This is a genomic window from Methylobacterium sp. Leaf125 (genome assembly GCF_001423085.1).
Taxonomy (GTDB): domain Bacteria; phylum Pseudomonadota; class Alphaproteobacteria; order Rhizobiales; family Beijerinckiaceae; genus Methylobacterium.
The window spans coordinates 1-21,987 of record NZ_LMNU01000006.1; the positions used below are offsets into that span (position 1 = coordinate 1).

The following is a 21,987-nucleotide window of genomic DNA, read 5'->3' on the forward strand; positions in this document are numbered from 1 at the left end:
GCGACCCTCGCCTCGGCCCAAGCCTTCCTCTACGCCGCTGCCGTCATGATCCTCGTTCGACGGCTAGGACGCGCCTCATGACTTATCGGACGGACTCTCAGGGGACGAGGCCGACGCAGAGAAGCCACTCCACGGAACAAGGTGTTCGTTTGCAAGACTATGACTATATCGGCATTCGGCGTGATGTCATGTGGTTCGCGGTGATGTCAGACTGGAAGAGCAATAGCGATCAAGAACGCCCTCTGGCTCAGCCGGGAAAGAGGTGAGGATGAAACTGACCCAATTCGGCGCGGCAAGCGTCTTGGCTTCCCTGGCTCTGCTCCCTCTGCCGGCGAGCGCTTACTGCGCATGCGCTTGCGTCAACGGACTGGCACAGAACGTCTGCACGAATTCGTTCGACGTCGAGGTTTATTGCGTCAAGTTTTGCCCCACCAGTGCGCTCCCCCCAGGGGCGCCGCAGCGAAACCCTGACCTTGAAAGCTTCGCCTCGGAGGCGGGCAAAACGAACCCGCAGGACAAGCTGTCCATTGGTGGCAGGTGACCAATCGGCAGGTCCCGTTTCATAAGACCGCGACGGACGATGACCACCCGCGCATCGTCCCGATGACGAGCGGCAGTGCCCCGTGGATCGCGCCGAGTGACCGCGACTGAGACCGGCTGTAAGATCTGCCCCGGGGAGAGTCCCGCCCCCGGCCCGATCCCGCGCGAAGCGATCCACCTTGGTATCGGGACTATGACGTTGGACCGCCGACAAGGACATGCCTGTCCGAGACGTGTATCCGAACCAAGAATGGGCGCCGACGGCATGTCGACGTCCGTAGGTTCGCCCGCTGAAATGATGAAGCCGCGTGCCATGACGACGGACGATGAACGTGATAGCCTAAACCCTAGCGTTCGTTGAAAACAATGAAGTAAAATTATGGAAATCAAATCTCTAGATGATCTTATATTTGTTGGTGGCGCTCCGAGAACAGGCACAACGATCCTACAGGCGCTTATTTGCACAAGTCCGAGCACGAACGATTACATAGCAGAGTGCAGCTATCTGACCAGCATGCTTCTACCCTACATGCAGGGGCTCGATACGTGGGATATCCATACGAAACATTATTTTCGAAGTCGCGCTGATTTGTTGTCGTATCATTCCGGCATCATCTCAGGCGTTGTGGATCGGATCCACGATAGATTGGGTAGACCGCCGAGGTTAATTCTTAAAGATCCTATTATGACGAAGCATTTTCATTACGTCGCTCAGATGCTGCCTCGAGCGCGGTTCGTCGTGATATTCAGAGACCCCCGCGATGCCATTCTTTCGCGCCTCAACGTCGCTCGCCGGCTTCAGAATGGCTCAAAGCTATCTCAATCCGATATCGAGAGCGCCTGCCATGAGTACAACAGTAGTTATAGCAGCATTATCGAAAACATAGACATATTGTTTCATCGGATGATGGTTGTTGATTATGATGCCGTAGTGAGTGGAAAAAACCTGACCCAGCTTGAGGCATTTGTAGGTTCCGAAATCGACCCAGCGAAGGTTTGGCAAAGCAACCAAACGCAGATCGAGGACTACAGCTCAAACCCCTGGTCAACGGACTTATATGGCGCGGCTCTCAGCCCCCTTTCCATCAATCGACATGAAAGTGAACTTGATCCTGAGGCGGCGGCTTTCATAGTCGAGCAGTGCGGCTGGGTAAGAAAAGCGTTTGATTTCTAGCATGTGGAGCATTCAGAGAACCTATTCGGGACTAAGAGCAAAGGCCGCGCGTTTCGACGAACACGCGGCGAGCAACGTTTTTATACCGACTCCGGCAGTTAGGCTCTCTGAGATACTTTCCGGGCGCGGAACCGGGGTGGAAAATCTGACTCGCTGTATCGCTAGATCCGCTTCTCTACGGCACCAAATGGGGGACGGCCTGATGCGCGCCTTACGTTCATTGCTTGTGGCAGGAGTTGCTCTCGGCTCCCTTGCTGATGCTGAGCAGCTTTTGAGTCCAGGTCGGGTCGACGATACGGAACGCGTGATCGTGCCTGGCGGACCGACGCTTGGCCGCTACGAAGCCGGGAAGTACATCGCCACGCCCGACGCCATTCAGATCCGCGGGAGCGGATCGACCGGCGATGCATCCGGCCTGATGGCTTCCCCCAACGCAGCGGCGGCGCCTGGCAGCCTTGCGAAGACCCTGGCGGAGCCGACTTTCCCCGGCCCGGTCACTGTGCAGGATGCGCTGACCGCGCCCGGCGGTGGGTCCGGCGCCTTCTGGACCAAGGTCGATCTGGCCGCGATGGCCTCTTACGGAATTCCTTCGTCAGCGCGGGTCGGTGCCAAGGTGCATCGGCTCAGCGAGCGGCTTCTGGTGGGCGCCGCGACGGTCGATGCAGGCGACTACCCGGCCTCGAAGAAGGATTGGTACGAGCAGCTCGAGTCGAAGGCATCGCATCCAGGTGGATTCCGAACCAGCTGGGCGCAGACTGCTTCGATCTCGACCAACGGCGGCATCGGTGTTCTGGGAGCCGCCCGTACCTCGGACATCCAGCTTCCGACTTTCCAACTGGCCATGGGCGGCCTGTTCGCCGCTCACAACAACACAACGAGCCAGCAACTCGCGACGGCCCTCTATGCGGTAGCCTTCCGGGAGCCCGGGGCTGGCGTCGGGTCGAGCGCCGGCACGGTCGGAGGTGAAGTGGACATCGCCAACAAGGGCAACAGCCTCAAGCTCACGCCCTCCAGCGTCGACGACGCCCGGGGCCATACGACGGCCCTCAAGCTCAATTCGGGAGCGGCCATGCCGAATGCCACCGCGGCTTCCGCCGGCCTGACCATCGGGAACAATCGAGGCAAGTTCCTGACGGGCCTCATCGTAGCGCAAAACGCGATCGAGGGGGTAGCACTCGACAAGGCCGAAGGCGACAGAGGCGGAGGGGAGGCCATCGGGCTCGGAGCGTTTCGGACCCTCACCTGGTAAGTGACGAGGGGCAGCGCTCCGAGCGCCAAGATCATCTCCCGCACGATGTCGGCCGCCAATAGTCATGAGATCAGCTTCGAGGATACCGGAACGTTCTGTGGGGACTTGCCGGGAAGGGCCGAGCTTTCGGCACCCACCATCCTGGCGGGGCAAAAGGAGCGTTCGTTTCAGCGACGCCGGCCTTTGGAGCTAACGCTCCTTTCCTGAGTGTCCTCGGGGCGGCCAACAGCGATCTACACCTCCGCTCATCCTAGACGGGAGGTGTGGCTCTCGGAGACGAGGCCGGCACGTTCCTCACCGCGAGACCAACGGGCATCACCGTCGGCCGGACGGTGCAACTGACCGTCACGACGGTCGCCTCGCCACCGTCGCGGAACGCGAAATCCAACGGTTCGATGGCGGCGGTTTCGGACGCCGCGCGTGCGGCAACCTACAACGGCGCAGTGGTCGGAGGCGGAGCGAACAGCTTACCTGTCTACTGCAACGGAGCCTCGTGGACGATGCATTGATATACCAGCGCCGACCCCAGGGTGACGCCAGCGGCGACTGCCTTTGAAGGAGCCGTCGCCCCTGCGACATGCGTGACGAGTCCATACGGGACTTGGCGTGGCAGCAGGGTCAGAGACGAAGAGCCTGGCACGCGTTGGTCGCGGCCAGGCGAGAAAGATGGGTTACGCAGCCTGTACTTTTTGCTGAGCAGCCCATTCGATCACTCTTTCGGGCCAGATAAGCGTCACGGACCCCCGCCCTTTCGGAGCGCCAACACGGCCTGCTTGTTTAGGGTTGCTTATGGCCAGATATTCAAGCGCTCGCTCTTGGAAACTGAAACCTCGAGCAACCAGAGCGTTACATTGGTCTACCCGAGCGCGACGTTCATTCTCGTTCTTGAGGTAGTAGGCACATTTGGCCTGCAAATCATCTAGATCCGAGAAGGTGACGATAGGAGAATCCGATCCAAATAACTTTTCCATGTCGGATCCAGGAACATGCTTTGTAATTAACAAGCTCTGCGAAGCCAGAATATCGATAATGCGATACTGCATTCCGGTCCCGGCATGTACCTGAGGGAGATTGATCGATATTTTCGATTGGTCATAGATCGCACGCAGATCAGCATGGCTGCGCAGGTTGGCGCCAGACCGATAGGCTCTCGAAACACCTTGCGACAGCGTCAGGGCAGAGCGCCACCGAGCATTCCCGTATACCCTCAGCCCCAGCGGAGCCAATTTGTCCACCACAGCGAGACGCGCCGCATTCGTGACGACTTCCTGCAAGTGCATTTCTAAAAACGGATAATCCCAGTGGCTCCAGGCCATGAGAATTTTTGCCGCTTCCTGACTCTCCTCATCAAGGCTGATCTCACCGTTTTGCTCAATCCCCTGCAAGCATCTGGCGACTAACTCAAAACCATTTGGAAGCTCGTCTCCCACCCGAGACATGAACGCGTCTAGATTAGCATCACCCAGGAAATTTGCGATCCACGAGATTTCAATCGGCTTCTCAGTCTGAGCCGCAGCGCTGCCTCCAATTCGAGTAGCCGCCGGCAGAAAGCTCGAACCTGCCGTGAAACTTTCGGCGCCTGCGTAGTCATCGATGAACGACGTATAGATTGGCGCGACATGTATCGGCAGCTTGAAGGCCTGGAGGACGCCTTCCTGAGTATGATCAAACAGATGGTAGACACTATCGACGACCACCGAAACAACTTTACAACGAAGGGCTCTTACAATTTCAGAAAAAATTAGAGCATTGTTGAAAGAGATCGCAAAGTCATATGATTGTGACTTTACAAAATTGCCCATATCGGCCCTGGCTAAATCTAAGCGAAAACCCTTAGTTCGCTGATTTTCAGCGAACATTTCACCAATGTAGACGTCGACGTTAATTCCAAGATTGGCCAGTGCCGCAATCATCTCACGCATATAGGGATCAGGCTGACGTGCATAATTCCAGGCATAGGAAAAAAATGCGACCTTCAGATTGCCCGGATCGGATCTGGTCCGAGCCAGATGAAGCAGCATATTACTGACTTTGCCTGCATGCGAAGGATTCATTTCCGCATACCAATCAGGCGAGAAGAATAAGCTTGATTCACGTCCCTCGTGCTGCCCGTGCGCCACGAGGTGGTAAATGGGATCAAGGGACGCCTGTGCAACGTCAAGGTTCTGCTTTAAATAAACAGCAGCATCAAACCCAACGCTCGCTGGATTCTTGACGATGAATCGATAGAGTTCTTCCGCTTCCTGCGAAAGACTCGAAGGCAGCTTTTTCGGAAATCGACGAGAAGTCGTCAAGAAGGATGTCCAGAAACGCCGTCCGCGGGCTGCCAGATCCCTGGCAGATTTCGAAAGCAACGTAGCCTGCTCGTTGGGCGTCACTTTAGTTGCGGGCGTGGTTGGGGGAAGCGACTGCGGGATGCTCGCAAGTGCCTTCTGGACGGCATGGCCGGAGGTCATCGTATCCAGTTGACCAAAATGTAAAGCTTTATCTAAGTGATCTGGATTATAGGGGTACAACTCGTAAGGGGCAGGCGTGGGCATCGCGGAACAAATTGCATCGATTCCTTTCTTGATGTCATTCGTTGAGCTATTATACTGTGAGTCGTAATGCGCTCGTGAATAGATCGAATGCATTTCAAGTGTTTTGGCCGTCAGTTCTGCAATAATTTTTTTAAAATCTTTGGGATACTTCCATACAAAAGCCTCCCGGTACACAATGTCTCGGCTGCTAAAGAACCGTGATAAATAATTTTCAGGCATCAATATTGGTATACCAGCACCCATCGCTTCAATCGTGGACCTTGCTCCACCGATTGGAAAGGAGCCTATAAACAAATCGACATCTTTATCAATCAAAGTTTTCCACAATGAGGACGTCCATGGAATATGGATAAATCGGTTAGGATCTATGCCATTGTCGATCAGCTTTTGGCGAGTGCTTGCAATATCTTCATCTGGCAATCCACCGATATGGATATGTTTACCTGTCCTGATTTTGAAACGGCTCACAATCAAGTCGGTGTACTGATAAAGATAGAAGTTGTGGAATTTGTGAGAATGTCCCGATGAGCAAGTTGTCAATTCGTTCGACTGGATAAAATTCGTACCAACCCGACTTGATCCAATGTCATCGACGGTCATCGGAATATAAACGTTATTCTGAATGCACTCTTTGTTCCTACAATTGTAAAAACCGACATTGTGCGGATCGACGTGGATAGCGCCCTGCATGTGAACGCCCAAGCAGATGTTATAGTCCGCATGATGATAAAACAGCACCTTTGTCTTGTCTACAAATGGCCGGGCACCAGCTATGATTACCGAGTCTTGATGGTGATTGAGCAGGAATATGCGCGCCGGGGATATGTCGAGAATTTGTCGGATGAGCCACTTGAGCCGTTCGTCGGGCGTGGTTGTCGGGCAAATCGATACAACCGCCGCCGAGTCGCCAATACGCGACAATTTTAGGTCTTCGCCGGTCATGTTCTCAAGATAGTTCGTCGCAAGGACTGTACAATCATAGCCAGGGTGGGCCCTGACGAGATCTCTGATTACGAGCGAAGTGCCGCCATATTTATAGAGGCCGGTGCATACAATAACAATTTTGCTTGATTTGACGCTATAGGACTCAGCATCGGCGCCCGAGCCAAAGACTGTTTGGAAAAATTTGTCCCCGACAAGTTCACACAATTCATCGATTTTCCTAGAGCCGACTACTTCTCCTGGTGCCGATTGGACGTTCATCGCAGCGCTGACGAAGTTCTTCAAGCTATCAAGAGCGACTGAAAAATTTTTCTCCTGTATACTTGTTTTGACTACTGATTCTAGTTCGTAGAATTGCGAGGACATTGCGCTCTCCGGTTTGGGAGACACATAGAAAATCGACGAAAGTTAAGCAAGCTTTTGACGGCCGCGCGACGCTAGGGAGAAACGTGATAGCAGATCCGTAGGCCATACGTGGCCGAAGGTAGCTCGGCAATCGCCGCCGGCAGTGCGGACAATCAATTTGGGCTACTCAAGATCAATGCGTTGAACGCTGATCGCTACATGCCTCGGTGTGAATCCGCGCTGCTTCGACTTCTAAGATCGTCACGGACGAAAAACTCTGCCGCGGCTGAGACCATGCGGGCGAAGGCCGGGCAATCTGACTGCGAATTGGATAAACGATGAAGCGCCCCAGTGCCTACTGGAACAACGCCCCTCAATTTTGAACTAGGTCCTCGTCCCGTCGCATGACCGCGATTGCGGTGTTTGCCGAGGTCGCCGTTCTCAAACGACGAAGGCCCCAGAGCGAACGCTCCAGGGCGCTGCGGACATGGTCGATTGCGGGCATAAGCGGGGTTTTCAAGTACCCGTCCCTAGGACACTCGAGACGCATGGCCGCTGCGCCCTCTCAGCGGGCAGCATGCATCCATTCGCGCTCCTGCGCTCACTTGGGACGGTCGTCGATCTGCATCCGTACGACGTGCGAGGTGATGCCGGCGATCAAGGTCTCGATTCAAACTTTCCGCCTCGTTTTGGTTAGCTCGAACGCCTCCAGCATGGCGAAGAAGCCGGAGTTCAGGCGGGAGCGTGACGCGGACGCTCGGCTCCGCCCCGGCTGAGTGCTCGCAGGCGCCGAGTTGCGTCGCAGCGGAGCCGAACCTGCCGAGCGCCCCCCCGTTCATCCTTACCCAACTGGCCTGGATCGCAGCGCCGAGGCGCCTCTTGATGTCGCCGGTCGCCGCGATCGCGATGAGGTCGAACGCAGCGTCGGAGTAGCTCTTCTCGTGGCCGTCGCGATCGGTCTCACCGGCACGGCGCCATCGCGAGTTCGTGCACCGAGCGGCCGGCCGATCTGGTCTTCGGCTCGGGCTTCGCTTCGAAGGCGGCCTTCGGGCGACGGGATCGCGTCGTGGCCATCGGGCCCCATCCAACCGCCGGCGCGACGGGGGTTGGTCCAGATCACGGGCCGAGCGGCGTCGACCGCAGGCCTGGAGTAGGTCAGCGCGACTGTGGCCTCGAGCGTTACCCAGAACGAATCGCGCGTCTCAGGGGGTGACAGGTGATCATCGCGCACGGCTCGAGTGTGATGGACCGTGCCTTCGCCCTTTGAGGTCGGACAACGGAAAGCTGATCGGCGAGGCGGCTGGACGCGGCTCCATGCCACGCATTTGCCCTTAAAGCGTGGTTGGTTAAACGGATTGGGTTGCGCCCAAGTCGGGGCACTGGACATGGTCTTGGGTCTTGCCGGCTCCAACAGCCGATCCGTGCTGCGATCCCTCGCAAAAGCGGCGGACGGGTCGGATGGGCTAATCTGACACCGCCCCAAGGCACGGTAGGGCGCCGCAGATGAAGAACCCGCAGCGGCCAGGGCCGGACGGGTGCAGGCTGTATGATTGATGAGACCGAACACGACGCCTGTCGACACCGAGACCTGGGGTTCCGCCCCAACAGTGAGAGTGAACATGCTGCCTCCGACGGCCGAAGCCCCAGTCAGGCGAAGCGAATTCGAGGTTTACGCCAATGTCATCCGGGCCTTGATGCTCCGGGATATGCGCACGCGCTTCGGCGGCTCCTATTGGGGCTACTTGGTCGTGGTTCTGTGGCCCGTCGTCCACATCTTCGTGATGGTCGTAATTATGGTCTTCCGGGGTGTTCCCTCCCCAATGGGGAATGATCCAATCATATTCGTTGCAACGGGCGCGGTTCCTGCACTCGTATTTCAATATACCTCTCGTGAAGCGATGAAGGCCCTCCTGGTTAATCGTCCTTTGATGTACTACCCGCAAGTCAAAGCGTTCGATATCATGGTCGCCAGGTTTCTTGTCGAGACGATCAAGGGCTTCCAGGGACTGCTGATCATCATCGGCATACTGGTCGCAATGGGTGTCGACCCGATGCCGGTGGACCCCGCCATGGCTGTGAGCGGATACTTGATGGCCCTTATTCTAGGACTCGGAATGGGCGCCATCAACATGGGCATTATGTCTGTCTTCCCAGGATGGCTTTGGGGATATATCGTGCTGACAATCCTCGTTTATATGACCTCGGGTATATTCTTCTTGCCAAGTATGTTGCCCAGCGAGCTTTACGACGTCATGAAATGGAATCCCGTCGTTCAGATTATCGAGTGGGTGCGACTAGCCTACAATCCCCAGCTCGGCGTTGGCGTAGACTACACCTATGTTCTTGGTTGGTGCTTTGGCTCGGTTTCTCTCGGTCTCATCATGGAGAGGCTGGTTCTACGCCGCTTCGTCTAGTGCGTCGCATACTTGAAAATCCTGTTCGCGCAGTCGGCGTCCTGGATCCAGTGAGAGATGCTGACGGGGCCGATCCCGTCCCCGGTTGCCGCCGCGTTCGTCTCGCGATCACAGGTCGCAGGATGGACACTGTCCGCCAGGCCGGCCGATGCGGCGAAGAGGCCTCATGCCGGCCGTTGGCGGCTCGGCGGAGATCGCCTTCGTGAAGGTGCACGCTGAAGCGGTGGTCCAAGCCGGGCCCGCCCAATTCGATCGGACCGCTTCCGGACCACGAATGGGGGTGAGGCCGCATTGCGCGAGCCTGCTGAACCCGACCGGGCCCGTACGACGGTTCGCCCCGATGCTGGGGAGGGTCCTGGGAAGGGCCGGGGCGAGTCCGAGGCGCACGGTGCAGCCATGAAGAGCGCATCGTCCGAGCTTGAATCTTCAGTCCAGCCTCGCGCGTCGCGCTAGGGCGCGACCCGGCGGGTCCCCGAGACATGTCTGGTCAAATCTGATCGCGGGGGCCTCGCAACGAGAAACAGCCGCCGCCCCCCAGCGGGGACGACGGCCGTCGACGATCAACCGCCGACCAGTCCACGGACGGGTCTGGCGGCCATGTTACCCGGCGAGCGCCAGCTCAGGCATAGAGCGGGGCGGTGTAGACCAGGAAATCGTCCGCATGGAGTTCGACGGGCTTCGTGTCGAGATGCGCGAAGACAACCGCCTTGCCGGCCCCAGCGGTCCCATCCGCATCGAAGGAGATGTTTCCGCTCGTGCTGTCATAGATGATCGTCGGCGCGCCCTTCTGGGAGGCCTCGCTGCCGGGGCGCAGAACGAAGTGATTGTCCACTCCGGTCCCGTCCACCAGCTGAGCATAGCCGTTGTAGATCGGCGTGCTGTTGTTGAAGACGCCGAAGATCGAGCTGTCCAAGACGATCTTGTCGATGCCGACCTGGAAGTCGGTGATGTTGTCCGAGTTACCGGACGTCAGGGACGCATCGAAGATGAACTTGTCCGCACCCGCTCCACCGGTCAGGAAATCATGACCGGACCCACCGGAGATCACGTCGTCGCCAGCGCCACCGTCGATCGTGTCGCTGCCGGCACCGCCACGCAGGCTGTTCATGCCGCTGTTACCGACGAGGATATTGTCGCCGTCATTGCCGGCGCCGCCGATGTTGGCCGACCCTTCGAGGTAGAGGTTCTCGAGATTGACGCCGAGCGCCCAGGTCACGGTCGAGTGGACGTTGTCGATACCGCCGCCCTCGCCGTTGAACTCGACGATTTTATCCTCGCGGTGATACACATAGTAGGTGTCATCGCCAGCACCGCCTTCAAGACGACTGTTCTGGTTCTCCGAGGCGTACAGTGTATCGTTACCATCGGTGCCGCGGGCAGAGTATCCGAAAGCCATACCCAAATTTCCTTCCCAAAATCCTTATACGGCACGGACTACGGAATACTGCGTTCGAGAGAGAACGACTCTCCGCAGCAAGTGCGCCCCGCGCTGTAGCGGGAGCTTTAATAGAAGCTTAACCCAAAGCCAAGAGGCCGGAAGCGGCCGATCCGCATTTAAGCTGCGTAGGTCGGCTGGTTCAGCAGTCATTCCGCCCAAGGAAAACTACTTAGACGGCGGAGAACTGACTTGGGACGGTCGTTCCGGAAATCACCCCGCGAACGATGTTGAGGAACGGTCCTTGGATCGAACTGGATAGTTCCGAACAGCATTCCTCGGATAATGCGTCCACGAAAAAGAAGCACAGGACCCAGACAGAACGCTGAGCGAACGCTCGAACACGCAGATCGACTGGGATTTGCAAGCAAGACTGGCGAATGACACGGGCTGATCATGAGACATGAGCGGGTCATGTCATGGACGGACACGCCGGCGATTGAGGCGTTGCTGCGCCGATATGCAGGTCGGCCGGATCGCGGGGGCCAAGTCCGTTGGGATCACAACGTCGTGAGGGAGCTACCGAGGCGACCGCAGATGTGGGCTCACAGTCCCTTGCCCCGGCACGGCGATTCTCTTTGCCGCGGCACGGCGATTCGCTTGCCGCGGCCCCCGTCGCTGCAGGACCCTGCGTCCGGACCTTCATCTTCTCCGGGCGAAAGGATTCCAGGGCCAGTCTTGCGCGAGAAGGTACAGGCCGTCAGCGGCCCGGCCTTGAGGGCGGCTCGGCCGGCGCTGCGGCGCGGGAGAGAGGTCCAGCCACCATGCGCCGGATCTGGAGCCACCTTCGCCAAATCGCGCAATCCAGACAGCCGCCGGGCCAGGAGGCCGAGCCCGCGGTCGGCGAGCGCCGTCCCGACCTTTGCCTCAGCCGACCCCGGTGGGACCGTCGATGACGCGTCGCACGCGCCGCGCGAGTTCCAGGCGCTTGTAGGGCTTGTTGATGATTTCGAACTCGGTGCCGCCGGCATCGGTGCGCTCCAGGGACGCCTCCGCGTAGCCCGTGGTCAGCAGCACCTTGATCCGGGGCTGACGCTCGCGCGCGGCGCGGGCCAGCATGACGCCGTTCATGCCCCCCGGCATGATGAGGTCGGTGAACAGGAGGTCGATCCGTCGTTCGCCGTCGAGGATCTCGATGGCAGCCCGGGGGCCGTCGGCCACGATGACCTTGTAGCCGAAATCCTCCAGGATGATGCTGGCGGTCTCGGCCACGTCCACCCGGTCGTCCACGACCAGCACCGTCTCGGTTCCGTGCCGGTCCGCGGACCGCTGCGAGGCCTTGCGCTCCTCCTCGATCTTCTGGTCGCTCGCCGGGAACAGCAGGCGCACCGTCGTGCCGTGCCCGACCTCGGAATAGACCTTCACCGAGCCGCCCGATTGCTTGGCGAAGCCGTAGACCATCGCGAGTCCGAGACCGGTGCCCTTGCCCTCGCCCTTGGTGGTGAAGAACGGCTCCATCACGCGCTTCAGGATCTCGGGCGGCATGCCGCTCCCGGTGTCGGTGACGGAGACCACCACGTAGGCCCCCGGTCCGACCGTCTTGAACAGGGCGGCGTCCTCGTCCTCGACGAGGAGGTTCTCCGTCTTCACCGTGACGGTGCCCCCGCCCGGCATCGCGTCGCGCGCGTTCAGCATCACGTTGAGCAGGGCCACCTCGGCCTGGGTCGGGTCGATGCGGGTATTCCAGAGCTCGGGCAGGAGGTCCTGGCGCAGGGTGACGTGGTCTCCCAAGGTCCGCTCGGCCATCTCGCTCATGCTCTGGACGAGGCCGTTCAGGTTGAGCAGTCGCCCCTCGAGCCGCTGCTTGCGCGAGAAGGCGAGAAGCTGGTGTGTCAGCTTGGCCGCCCGCTCGGACGCGTCGCGGACCGCCTCACCGGCCCGGCGCAGGCGTCCGACGTCGATATCGGGATGGTCGACCAGCGCGAGCATGACCTCGTTATGTCCGGAGATCACCTGCAGCAGGTTGTTGAAGTCATGCGCGATACCGCCGGTGAGCTGGCCCAGGCTCTCCATCTTCTGCGCCTGATGCAGGGATTCTTCCGCGTCGCGTCGCCGGGAGACGTCGAGCTGCGAGCCGAAGAAGTAGACGAGTTCGCCGGACCGGTTGAACACCGGGGACACGAACAGGGCGTTCCAGAACGAGGAGCCGTCCTTGCGGTAGTTGATGATCTCGGTCGAGAACTCCCGCTGTTCCTGGATGGCCAGGCGCAGCTCGCTCACCACCTCGCGGTCCGTCTCCGCGCCCTGCAGGAAGCGGCAATTCGTGCCGATCAGCTCGTCCCGGGTGTAGCCGGTCATGCGCTCGAAGGCGCGATTGACGAAGATGATCGGATTGTCCGCCTGATGCGGATCCGTGACGATCATCGGCATGCGCGTCGTTTCGACGGCGGCGAAGAAGATATCGTGGTGCTGATCGATGACGCCCGACGGACCACGGCCGCTGACGGGGGTCTTGGGACCATAAGTCTTCGGCTTCTCGGGGGACGTCGTCAATGCGAAGCTCCAGTCTTCGAGGCACCGGGCGCGCCTTGAACCAGTCCAAATCGACAGATGCCATACGGTGTAAAACCGGTGAATGGCCATTGAACAAAACTTGAACCGCCTTCCGCGGGCGCGTCGTCGCAGGCCGTGTTGACCCGGTTCGATCCCGGCGAACCGAGGACGCCGTCGGCCCGGGAGGGCCGGGCGATCCAAACGTCGGCGGGCGTATCACCGCGGTCCTTCTGCCCGTCCCCGTAGTGCGTCCGTACCAGAAATCGCGAGCGTGGCCGGAACAGGATTGCGCACAACCCGTTTGTGCACGGTTGCTGACGCGCCCGAGCATTGTCGACCGGGCCGCAGCCGCGCTTTGACCGAACCAGCCATTTCGACGGACGACGACAGGAGAACATCATGGTCGATACCAACCGTGTGACCGGCACCGCCAAGGAACTCGCCGGCAAGGCCCAGGGCGCCATCGGCGACCTCGTGGGATCCCGGGACGATTCGGTGAAGGGCCGCCTGCGCGAGGTGCAGGGTTCAGCCGAGGACCTCTATGGCCAGGCCAAGGATGCCGTCCGAAACGTCGCCGACAACGTCTCGGACTATGCCGAGGACGCCTACGACCAGGGCAAGCGCCAGATGCACGAGGTCCACGAGCGGTCCGTCGCGTGGCCGCACGCCTCGCTTCTCGTGGCCGGCCTCGTGGGCTTCGGCCTCGGCCTCCTCGTCAGCAAGCTCTGACGCTTCAACGCCGCATTTCCTAGAACCACCGAACGTTCGGAGCATCCCGTGGCCGCCTCGCCCATTCTGTCCTCGTCCCCCGTCGCATCCACCGACACCCGCACGGTCCTGCTGAACCAGGTCTCCTGGGGGGCGATCTTCGCCGGCGCCGTCACCGCGCTGGTGACCCAGGTCATCCTCAACATGGTCGGGGTCGGCGTCGGCCTGTCYAGCGTCGGCCCGGTGGCTGCCGACAACCCGGCCGCCTCCACCCTGTCCCTGAGCGCCGGCCTCTGGTTCGTCGGCTCGGGCGTGCTCGCCTCCCTGGCCGGCGGCCTCATCGCCGGACGCCTCTCGGGCAAGCCCGTCACCGGYGCGGCCGGCCTGCACGGCCTGGTCTCCTGGGCGGTGACCACCCTGGTGGTGCTCTACCTCCTGACCTCGGCCGCCGGCGGCCTGATCGGSGGCGCCGTCTCGGGCGTGACCAGCACGCTGGGCGGGGCCGGCTCGCTGGTGGGCGGCACCGTGCAGACGGCCGCCCAGGCCGCGGCCCCCTCGCTCTCCAAGATCAGCAACCCCCTCGACGGCATCGAGCAGTCGGTGCGCAACCAGGCGGCCGGCCAGGACCCGCAGGCGGCCAAGGACGCGGCCGCCCTCGCTCTCCAAGATCAGCAACCCCCTCGACGGCATCGAGCAGTCGGTGCGCAACCAGGCGGCCGGCCAGGACCCGCAGGCGGCCAAGGACGCGGCCGTGGCCGCCATCCGGGCGCTGTTCACCGGGGATCCGGCCCAGAAGGCCCAGGCCGAGACCCGCGCGGCCGACGCGCTGGCCAAGGCCCAGGGCATCCCGGTCGAGCAGGCCAAGGCGCAGATCCARGACTACCGCAAGCAGTACGACGAGACCGTGGCCGCCGCSAAGGTGAAGGCCGAGGCCGCCGCCGTGGCCGCCAAGTCCGCCGCCACCCAGGGCGCCTTCTACGGCGCGCTCGCCCTGATCCTGGGCGCGCTCGCCGGCTTCCTCGGCGGCCGCCTCGGCGCNGTGGCCGCCAAGTCCGCCGCCACCCAGGGCGCCTTCTACGGCGCGCTCGCCCTGATCCTGGGCGCGCTCGCCGGCTTCCTCGGCGGCCGCCTCGGCGCYCCCAAGCGCCTYACCCTCGCCGACGGCACCGACGCCCGCCGCRTCTGAGCCCAGCCCCGGCCGGTCCCCGCGACCGGCCGGATCCTCACACAGCCGGAGACCTGCCATGAAAGACCTGTCATGAACGGCGATCAATTCCGCGGCGCCTCGCGCCATCTCAAGGGCCGTGCCCAGACCGCCGTCGGCGGCCTCACCGGTGACCCGGCGCGCCAGGTGCGCGGCGCCGTGAACCAGGTGGCCGGCGGCGCTCAGTACGCCTACGGCCGTGCCCGCGACCGGGCCGAGGACCTCGTCGATGACGGCCGCGACCTCGCCCACGCGGTGCGCGACCGCGCCGGCCACTGGATCGAGGACGGCCGCGCGCGCGCCGACCACTTCCTCGACGAGGGCCGCGCCTTCGCCCAGACCACCCGCCGGCGCGGCTCGACCTACGGCCGACAGGCCGTGCGCTACGCCGACGACAACCGCACCTCCGCCCTCCTCGGCCTCGCCGCCGTCGCCTTCGCGGTGGGCTGNGCGCGGCTCGACCTACGGCCGACAGGCCGTGCGCTACGCCGACGACAACCGCACCTCCGCCCTCCTCGGCCTCGCCGCCGTCGCCTTCGCGGTGGGCTGGTTCGCCCGGCCCCGGCGCTGATCCGCGGGACGGGTCCCGGACTGGGTTTCCCAGGCCATAAACCAAGCCGTGGAAGCCTTCGGGCCGTCACTGCGGAACGGACGGCGGGATCCGTCGGTGCCCCAACCCCGTTCTCGTCCTCACGCGCGTCACCTCGGACGGCGGAGCTCCTGCCAAAAGGCCAGCGATCTCCCGCGGACGAAACCGTTTTCCTCAGACCTCAGACCACAGGATAGACAATGAGCAAGGGCTACCCCTCGATGACCGCGCTGCTGGGCCTGCTGGCCGTGGCCGGCTACCAGAACCGCGACAAGCTCGCCGAGCTGCTGAAGGGCCACGAGGCCACCGTGCCGCAACGCACCGTCCCGCCGATCCCCAGCACCGCGTCCACGGGCGCCTCCACCGGCAGCGGCGGCCTCGGCAACCTGGCCGGCCTGCTGGGCGGCGTCGGCACCGCCGGGGTCGGCGGCCTGATCGCCAGCGGCCTGAGCGAGCTCGTCGATCACTTCACCAAGGGGGGCCACGGCGAGACGGCGAACTCCTGGGTCAACCACGGTCCCAACCGCGACATGCCCGAGACGGATCTGGAGCGCGCCATCGGATCGGACACCCTCGACCACCTGACCCAGCAGACCGGCCTGAGCCGCAGCGCGCTCCTCTCCCGGCTCGCGCGCGAGCTGCCCTCGGCCATCGACCGCTACGCCGCCGACGGCCGCCGCCCGGCCTGAGGTCGAGCAGAGACACGACCGGCGTCGCTTCGAGGGCGCCGGTCACCATGCCGGCTTGCGGCGGGGGCGGGATCGACCTCCCGCATCCTCTGCCGAGTCAGCGGTTTGGGAGCCCGTCCGTGAGCCCCCTGTCCCAGCTCGGCGCCGTCGATTGCCCGCTCCCCGTCCGGCCCGGCCGGCGCCTGATGACCTGGCGAAGAATGGCGGAGACCTGGTCGGCCGAATAGGGCTTCTGCAGCAGTTCGAAGCCGTGCGCGCCTTCCTCGGCCAGCACATGGCTGTAGCCGGAGGCCAGCACCACGGGCAGGTCCGGCAGACGAAGCCGCAGAAGCTTGGCGAGCTCGATACCGCCCATGCCCGGCATGACCACGTCGGAGAACACGACGTCGAAGCCGCCACCGTCCGAGCCGATGCGGTCCAGCGCCTCCTCCGCGTTGGCCGCCCAGGTCGTCGCGTAGCCCAGGTCCTGCAGGATCTGGGTCGCGAACCGACCGACCTCGATGTTGTCCTCGACCACCAGGACGCGCTGGCCAGCCCCGCCCGGCTCCAGGCCCGCCGCTTCCGATCCGTCCTCCGCCCCGACGAAATCCATCTCCGCCTCCGGCAGGTAGAGCCTGAAGGTCGTGCCCCGACCCGGCTCGCTCGCGACGGCCACGTCGCCACCCGATTGCTTGGCGAAACCGAACACCTGGGACAGGCCGAGCCCCGTGCCCTTGCCAACCTCCTTGGTGGTAAAAAACGGCTCGAAGATGCGGGTCAGGACGTCCGGGGAAATGCCCGCGCCCGTATCGGAGAGGGAGACCGCCGCGAAGGGCCCGGGGGCCCCGGCATGGCCGCGAATGGACGGAAGCGGCATGCCGCAATCCAGCCGCAGGGTCAGGGTCCCTTCGCCCTCCATCGCGTCCCGTGCGTTGACCGCCATGTTCACCAGGGCGGTCTCGAACTGGCTGACATCCACCCGCACGCAGCAGGGATGGTCGGGTAGCTCCGTCCGCACCGCGATGCGTGCGCCCGTCACGGTATCGAGCAGTTCGGCGACGCTGCGCAGCCGGCTGCCGACGTCCACCGTCTCCGGCTTCAGGGTCTGACGTCGGGCGAAGGCGAGGAGCTGTCCCGTCAGCTTGGCGGCCCGGTCCACCGTGTCGGACACGGCATTGAGGTAACGGGCCTTGCGTTCCTCCGCGAGATCCGGCCGACGCAGGAAGTCGACCGAGGAGCGGATGATCGTCAGCAGGTTGTTGAAGTCGTGCGCGACGCCCCCGGTCAATTGTCCGACGGCCTCGAGCTTCTGCGACTGGCGCAGGGCTTCCTCGGCCTGCTGCAGCGCCTGCTCCTGGGTCTTCTCCGCGGTGACGTCCCGCCCATAGGCGTAGACGAGGTCTCCCTCCACGGAGGTCCGCCAGGAGATCCAGCGCGGGGTGCCGTCCGCGTGGCGGTAGCGATTTTCGAAGTTGGTCAGGTCGTTGGCCGAGGCCGCCCGGGCCAACCCCTCACGGGAGAGGGCCGCATCGTCCGGCCAGACGAATTCCAGCAAGCTGCGACCGACCACGTCCGACGGATGCTGGCCCAGGATCGCCTCCCAGGCGGGGTTCACCGCTCGGAAGACACCGTCGGCCCCGACGACGACGAGGAGGTCGCGCGAATTACGCCAGACCCGGTCGCGCTCGGCGGTGCGTTCGGCGACCCGCTGCTCCAGGGTCTCGTTGAAGCGCACGAGCTCGGCCATCACCCGCTTCTGGTCGTCGACGTCGGTACTGGTGCCGACCCAGCGCAGGACGGTACCGTCGCCGGCCAGCACCGGCTGCGCCCGCGCCAGGAACCAGCGATAGGCGCCATCTCCGCGCCGGAGACGATACTCGCACTCGTATTCCGACAACGACGAAACCGTCGCGCGCCATCGATCGGCCACGCGGGTCCGATCGTCGGGATGGATGATGGAGAGCCATCCCGCCGCGTCGAGGTCGCCGGAACGCAGGCCGGTGTAGGCGTAGACCCGCTCGTTGAACCAGTCGGCGGCGCCGGTCGCATCGGTGGTCCAGACCAGATTGGGCAGCACCTGCGACAGGACGCGGAACTGCTCCTCGCTGGCACGCAGGGCGTCCTCGGACTGCTTGCGAGCGGTGATCTCGATGGCGCTCCCGAGCACGCGCACGCAACGCTCGCCCTCGAAGAGGCCGCGCCCCTTGGCAGCAACCCAGCGGACGATCCCATCCGCCTGTCCCACCGTTCGATACTCGACGTCGTAGACGGCGCGTCGCGCCGGATCGAGCGCGGCGGCAAAGGCCGCCATCGTCGCCTCGCGGTCGTCGGGATGCAGGCCGGCGAGAAACTCCGCTCCCGAGACCGGGGTGTCCGACGACATGCCGAACATCGCCTTCACCCGCTGCGGCCAGTAGGCCGTGTCGTTCACGACATCGACGTCCCAGAAGCCGATGTCGGAAGCCTCGGTCGCGAGGCGCAGGCGGGCTTCCGTCTCGCTGAGTTCCGCCTGCGCCGCGATCTGCCCCGTCGTCTCCGCGCAGGCGCAGAACATGCCGACGATCCGGTCCGCGTCATCGCGCAAGGGCGAGTACGAGAAGGTGAAGGACGCCTTCTCCGCGTAGCCACGCCGGTCGATCTCAAACGGCATGTTCTCGGACCAGGTCGCTTCACCGGCGAGCGCGCGTTCGACCATGGGCTCGACATGGGTCCAGACGTCGGAGAACACGTCCCGGAACGGCCGGCCGAGGGCCGCCGGGTGCCTGAGCCCGAGAATCTCGGCATAGGCGTCGTTGTAGAGGACGGCGAGTTCGCTCCCGACCGCCGCGAACATCGGGAAGCGCGACCCCAGCATCAGGCTCACGGTCGCGCGCAGGCCGGCCGGCCAGGTCTCCGGCTGTCCGAGGGCGGAGCCGGACCAGTCGTGCGCGCGCAGGCGCGCGGCCATCTCGCCGCCACCCACGAGAAAGGTCGGCGCCGCCCCAGGCCCTGCGGCGAGCCCATCATCCACCGATCCGCGCTGCACGGCCTACACCCCTCCGCTCCGCCTCTGCCCGTCCGCTTCCGGACAACCGACCGCGCGCCGCGCCGCCGGCGCCGCTGGACGACGAGGCTCCGCGCGTCGAACGCGTGCATGCCCGCGCTGTGACGAAAACGGCGCGCAACGGCTTCGGCGACGCTTCATGCCAGTTTTCGTCGGGCGTATCCGGCACGTCGTCGTCGCACCACGCCGCGCGCACCGGCTGGTCGGCGAGGCAGCGCATGCCCTCGCGCGCGGTGAAGACTTCGGACGGCATTCGGACGCTCCACAAGGCGACTTGCCCCGCGGGAGGGCCGGTCAGACACCGGTCTGCCCAGGATCCCGTCCTCAGGCCGTCCGGCCGGCGCCCGACGGGTTGCCGACCCGCTCCGCCGCGAAGCGCTCGCGCAGCCAAGCCGCGGCCGGGCCGCAGGGGCGCTGCTTGTGCCAGACCAGTTCCAGGGCGATCGGCCAGTCGCCCTGATCGAACTGCAGGTCCGGGGTGACCAGATCGGGCGCCGTCTGTGAGGCGGCGATGACGTGGTCCGTGACGAAGGCCCAGCCGATCCCGTGCTTCACCATCTCGAGGATCACCCAGTGGCTCTCCACCCACCACACCTCGGCGGCCACCCGCAGGCGGCGCTTCTCGGGCCCGTCGCTGCGTGCGGCCACCAGGATCTGCCGATGCCGCTTCAACTCCTCCCACTCCACCCGCGCCTTCGCCAGAGGGTGGTCGCGCCCGCAGACGAGCTTGAGGGGCACCCAGCCAATGGTCTGGAAGCCGAGTTCGGTGGGTAGGACCTCCTGGCGCCACATCACGCCGAGGTCGGCCGCCCCCGACTGCACCATGCGGCTGACGTCCTCCATCAGCGGGAAGAGCAGTTCGAGCTCGACGAAGGGGAAGTGCCGCGCGAAGTCCGCGAACAGCGCACCGAGCGCATGCTCGGGATAGAGCTCGTCGATTGCGACGACCAAGCGGTTCTCGACCCGCTGCTCCAAGCTGCGGGCCACGCCGACAAGATGCTCACGGCGCTCGAGCACCACGCGGGCTTCCAGCAGCAGACGTTCGCCGGCCGGGGTCAAGACGGGATTGCGGCCCGCCCGGTTGAACAGAGTGACGCCCAGATCGGCCTCGAGATTCGACACCTGGGTGCTGACCGCCGACTGGGCTTTCCGCAGCGCCCGGGCCGCGCCCGAGAACGATCCGGCTTCGGCTGCCGCCACGAACGCCTGGAGCTGATCGAGCGAGACCGCCATCTATCCGATATTCCGATACGTCCTAACTTGCTGCACCGTGTATGGCAGATAGAAGCCGGCGGACCAAACGGACCCCTTCAGGAAACACCATGCGTACGACCCGTGACCGTATCCGCCACGCGATCCTGTTCGAGGTGGTGGGGCTCGCCCTGATCATCCCGCTCGGGACGTTGCTCTTCGGGCTGCAGGGCTCGGCCATGGGCGTGATCGGCGTCGGCAGCGCCCTGGCCGCCATGGTGTGGAATTACCTCTACAATCTTGTCTTCGACCGCACGATGCAGCGCACCGTCGGGCATACCCGCAAGGGTCTTCTGCTGCGCGTGGGACACGCGGTCCTGTTCGAAGCGGGGCTGCTGGTGATCCTGCTGCCACCGATCGCCTGGTATCTCGGCATCGGCTTCACCGAAGCCTTTTTCATGGACCTCGCGATCGCGGCCTTCTACGTGGCCTACGCCTTCGTCTTCAACCTGACGTACGACGTGACCTTCCCGGTGAAGACCTGGGGCGACCCCGCGCCGAAGCCGTCTCACTAAGGGCGCCGCCGCCGTTGATCCTCGACGGTTCGGCGGACAGGGACAACCTGTCCGCCGTATGGAGCCGAGGTCGGTCCCGGGATGAAAGGCGATAGCCCGTCTGACCTTGGCCGAGGGCAGGTGCGCGGGTTGCACCACCCTCAGCCGGGGTCAGGTCCGCTTCGGGAGCGAACGCTCCCCCGTCGCGTGTTCAGCGCTTGAACTTGCCGTCGTACTTGAACTCGGGAGCAGCCTTGAGGGCGTCCTTGCTGGCATTCACCGAGGCCTTCCACTTCTTCGCGCCGGCGTCGTAGGTCAGCGCAACCGAGGACGGATCCACCACCACGTAGCGCTCACCCATGCCGAGGAAGCCGCCGACCGACATGATGTAGCCGGTGAGCTTGCCCTTCTCGATGACGAGATCCTTGATCTCGCCGACATTGCTGTTGGTGCCGTCGACGACGTTGAGTCCGATGAGGTTGTAGCTCAGCACGGCGTCCTGCGGGACGGGTGCGAACTTCACGGCGGCCGGGGGCATCGGAGCCTCGTCCTTGGCGAGAACGGGACCAGTCAGCGCCGTGACGGCGGCGAGGGCAAGAACGAGGCGACGCATGGGAAACTCCTGTGTCCCGGAACGGGGACCAGGAATGGACGACCGCGACAAAGCGTTCCGAACCGCGGCCGGAATTTTGTCCTGGAACGGAATCGGATCGGCGGCTCGCCTCACCCTGGCCCCATCGCGGGACGGAACGGCCTCCCGCGCGCCGATCAGCCCTGTCCGATCCGGGGCGACGCCGGTAAAGTCCTGCCATTAGCGGTCCAGCCGCAAGGTCACGCCCGATGGGCGGCAAGATCTCCAAACACCGTCCGGGCCGCCGCTCGCGGAACGACCATCTTT

The 21,987-nt window shown here is 63.2% G+C and carries 15 protein-coding genes and 2 pseudogenes; 10 read left to right on the forward strand and 7 right to left on the reverse strand.

What is annotated here, in order from left to right:
- The first annotated feature begins 268 nt into the window (after positions 1-268).
- The 3 genes from ASF58_RS25690 (at position 269) to ASF58_RS08660 (ending at position 2,963) form a co-directional block, all read left to right on the forward strand.
- Entirely contained in the window at positions 269-541 is a 273-nt protein-coding gene (locus tag ASF58_RS25690; RefSeq protein WP_156375598.1) for a hypothetical protein, read from the forward strand.
- Between the two features lie 378 nt (positions 542-919).
- Positions 920-1,714: a sulfotransferase gene (locus tag ASF58_RS24835; protein WP_082512939.1), complete on the forward strand. Its 795-nt coding sequence runs from the start codon at positions 920-922 to the stop codon at positions 1,712-1,714.
- A 202-nt stretch (positions 1,715-1,916) separates the two neighbouring features.
- Positions 1,917-2,963 carry a hypothetical protein gene (locus tag ASF58_RS08660; protein ID WP_156375599.1) on the forward strand — a complete coding sequence of 349 codons (1,047 nt, stop codon included), beginning with the start codon at positions 1,917-1,919 and terminating at the stop codon, positions 2,961-2,963.
- A gap of 671 nt (positions 2,964-3,634) precedes the next feature.
- On the opposite strand, the gene ASF58_RS24840 is transcribed toward ASF58_RS08660, so the two are convergent.
- Positions 3,635-6,811 (reverse strand): glycosyltransferase, encoded by a 3,177-nt coding sequence (locus tag ASF58_RS24840; protein WP_082512947.1) that lies wholly within the window; start codon positions 6,809-6,811, stop codon positions 3,635-3,637.
- Positions 6,812-8,409: 1,598 nt separating this feature from the next.
- Between ASF58_RS24840 and ASF58_RS08665 the strand changes: the two genes are divergently transcribed.
- Positions 8,410-9,204, forward strand: a complete 795-nt coding sequence (locus ASF58_RS08665; RefSeq protein WP_055950446.1) for an ABC transporter permease — start codon at positions 8,410-8,412, stop codon at positions 9,202-9,204.
- Between the two features lie 619 nt (positions 9,205-9,823).
- Here the strand turns inward: ASF58_RS08665 and ASF58_RS08670 are convergent.
- Together ASF58_RS08670 and ASF58_RS08675 are read right to left on the reverse strand one after the other, a co-directional pair.
- A complete protein-coding gene (locus ASF58_RS08670; RefSeq protein WP_055950448.1) occupies positions 9,824-10,600 on the reverse strand; it encodes a calcium-binding protein in 777 nt (258 codons plus the stop codon).
- A gap of 906 nt (positions 10,601-11,506) precedes the next feature.
- A complete protein-coding gene (locus ASF58_RS08675; protein WP_055950451.1) occupies positions 11,507-13,132 on the reverse strand; it encodes a hybrid sensor histidine kinase/response regulator in 1,626 nt (541 codons plus the stop codon).
- A gap of 399 nt (positions 13,133-13,531) precedes the next feature.
- On the opposite strand from ASF58_RS08675, the gene ASF58_RS08680 reads away from it, so the two are divergent.
- From ASF58_RS08680 to ASF58_RS08695, 5 genes and pseudogenes are all read left to right on the forward strand, one after another.
- Positions 13,532-13,861, forward strand: coding sequence for a CsbD family protein (locus tag ASF58_RS08680; RefSeq protein ID WP_055950453.1), 330 nt, complete (start codon positions 13,532-13,534; stop codon positions 13,859-13,861).
- Positions 13,862-13,909: 48 nt separating this feature from the next.
- Positions 13,910-14,878, forward strand: a pseudogene (locus ASF58_RS27010) (hypothetical protein); the annotation flags it as partial.
- A gap of 220 nt (positions 14,879-15,098) precedes the next feature.
- Positions 15,099-15,493, forward strand: a 395-nt coding sequence (locus ASF58_RS08690) for a CsbD family protein (protein ID WP_156375608.1), incomplete at its 3' end; no start/stop codon positions are given.
- A 1-nt stretch (position 15,494) separates the two neighbouring features.
- A pseudogene (locus tag ASF58_RS27015) lies at positions 15,495-15,615 on the forward strand (CsbD family protein); the annotation flags it as partial.
- 218 nt (positions 15,616-15,833) lie between these two features.
- Positions 15,834-16,322 (forward strand): YidB family protein, encoded by a 489-nt coding sequence (locus ASF58_RS08695; protein ID WP_055950457.1) that lies wholly within the window; start codon positions 15,834-15,836, stop codon positions 16,320-16,322.
- 97 nt (positions 16,323-16,419) lie between these two features.
- On the opposite strand, the gene ASF58_RS08700 is transcribed toward ASF58_RS08695, so the two are convergent.
- The 3 genes from ASF58_RS08700 to ASF58_RS08705 form a co-directional block, all read right to left on the reverse strand.
- A complete protein-coding gene (locus tag ASF58_RS08700) occupies positions 16,420-19,326 on the reverse strand; it encodes a PAS domain-containing protein (protein ID WP_348271575.1) in 2,907 nt (968 codons plus the stop codon).
- Positions 19,304-19,597: a hypothetical protein gene (locus tag ASF58_RS25700; protein WP_156375600.1), complete on the reverse strand. Its 294-nt coding sequence runs from the start codon at positions 19,595-19,597 to the stop codon at positions 19,304-19,306. The genes ASF58_RS08700 and ASF58_RS25700 overlap by 23 nt, the downstream gene beginning before the upstream one ends.
- A gap of 71 nt (positions 19,598-19,668) precedes the next feature.
- Positions 19,669-20,577 carry a LysR family transcriptional regulator gene (locus ASF58_RS08705; protein ID WP_055950459.1) on the reverse strand — a complete coding sequence of 303 codons (909 nt, stop codon included), beginning with the start codon at positions 20,575-20,577 and terminating at the stop codon, positions 19,669-19,671.
- An 89-nt stretch (positions 20,578-20,666) separates the two neighbouring features.
- On the opposite strand from ASF58_RS08705, the gene ASF58_RS08710 reads away from it, so the two are divergent.
- Positions 20,667-21,110, forward strand: a complete 444-nt coding sequence (locus ASF58_RS08710) for a PACE efflux transporter (protein ID WP_055950462.1) — start codon at positions 20,667-20,669, stop codon at positions 21,108-21,110.
- 190 nt (positions 21,111-21,300) lie between these two features.
- On the opposite strand, the gene ASF58_RS08715 is transcribed toward ASF58_RS08710, so the two are convergent.
- Positions 21,301-21,702, reverse strand: coding sequence for a PRC-barrel domain-containing protein (locus ASF58_RS08715; protein WP_055950465.1), 402 nt, complete (start codon positions 21,700-21,702; stop codon positions 21,301-21,303).
- Between the last annotated feature and the right edge of the window lie 285 nt (positions 21,703-21,987).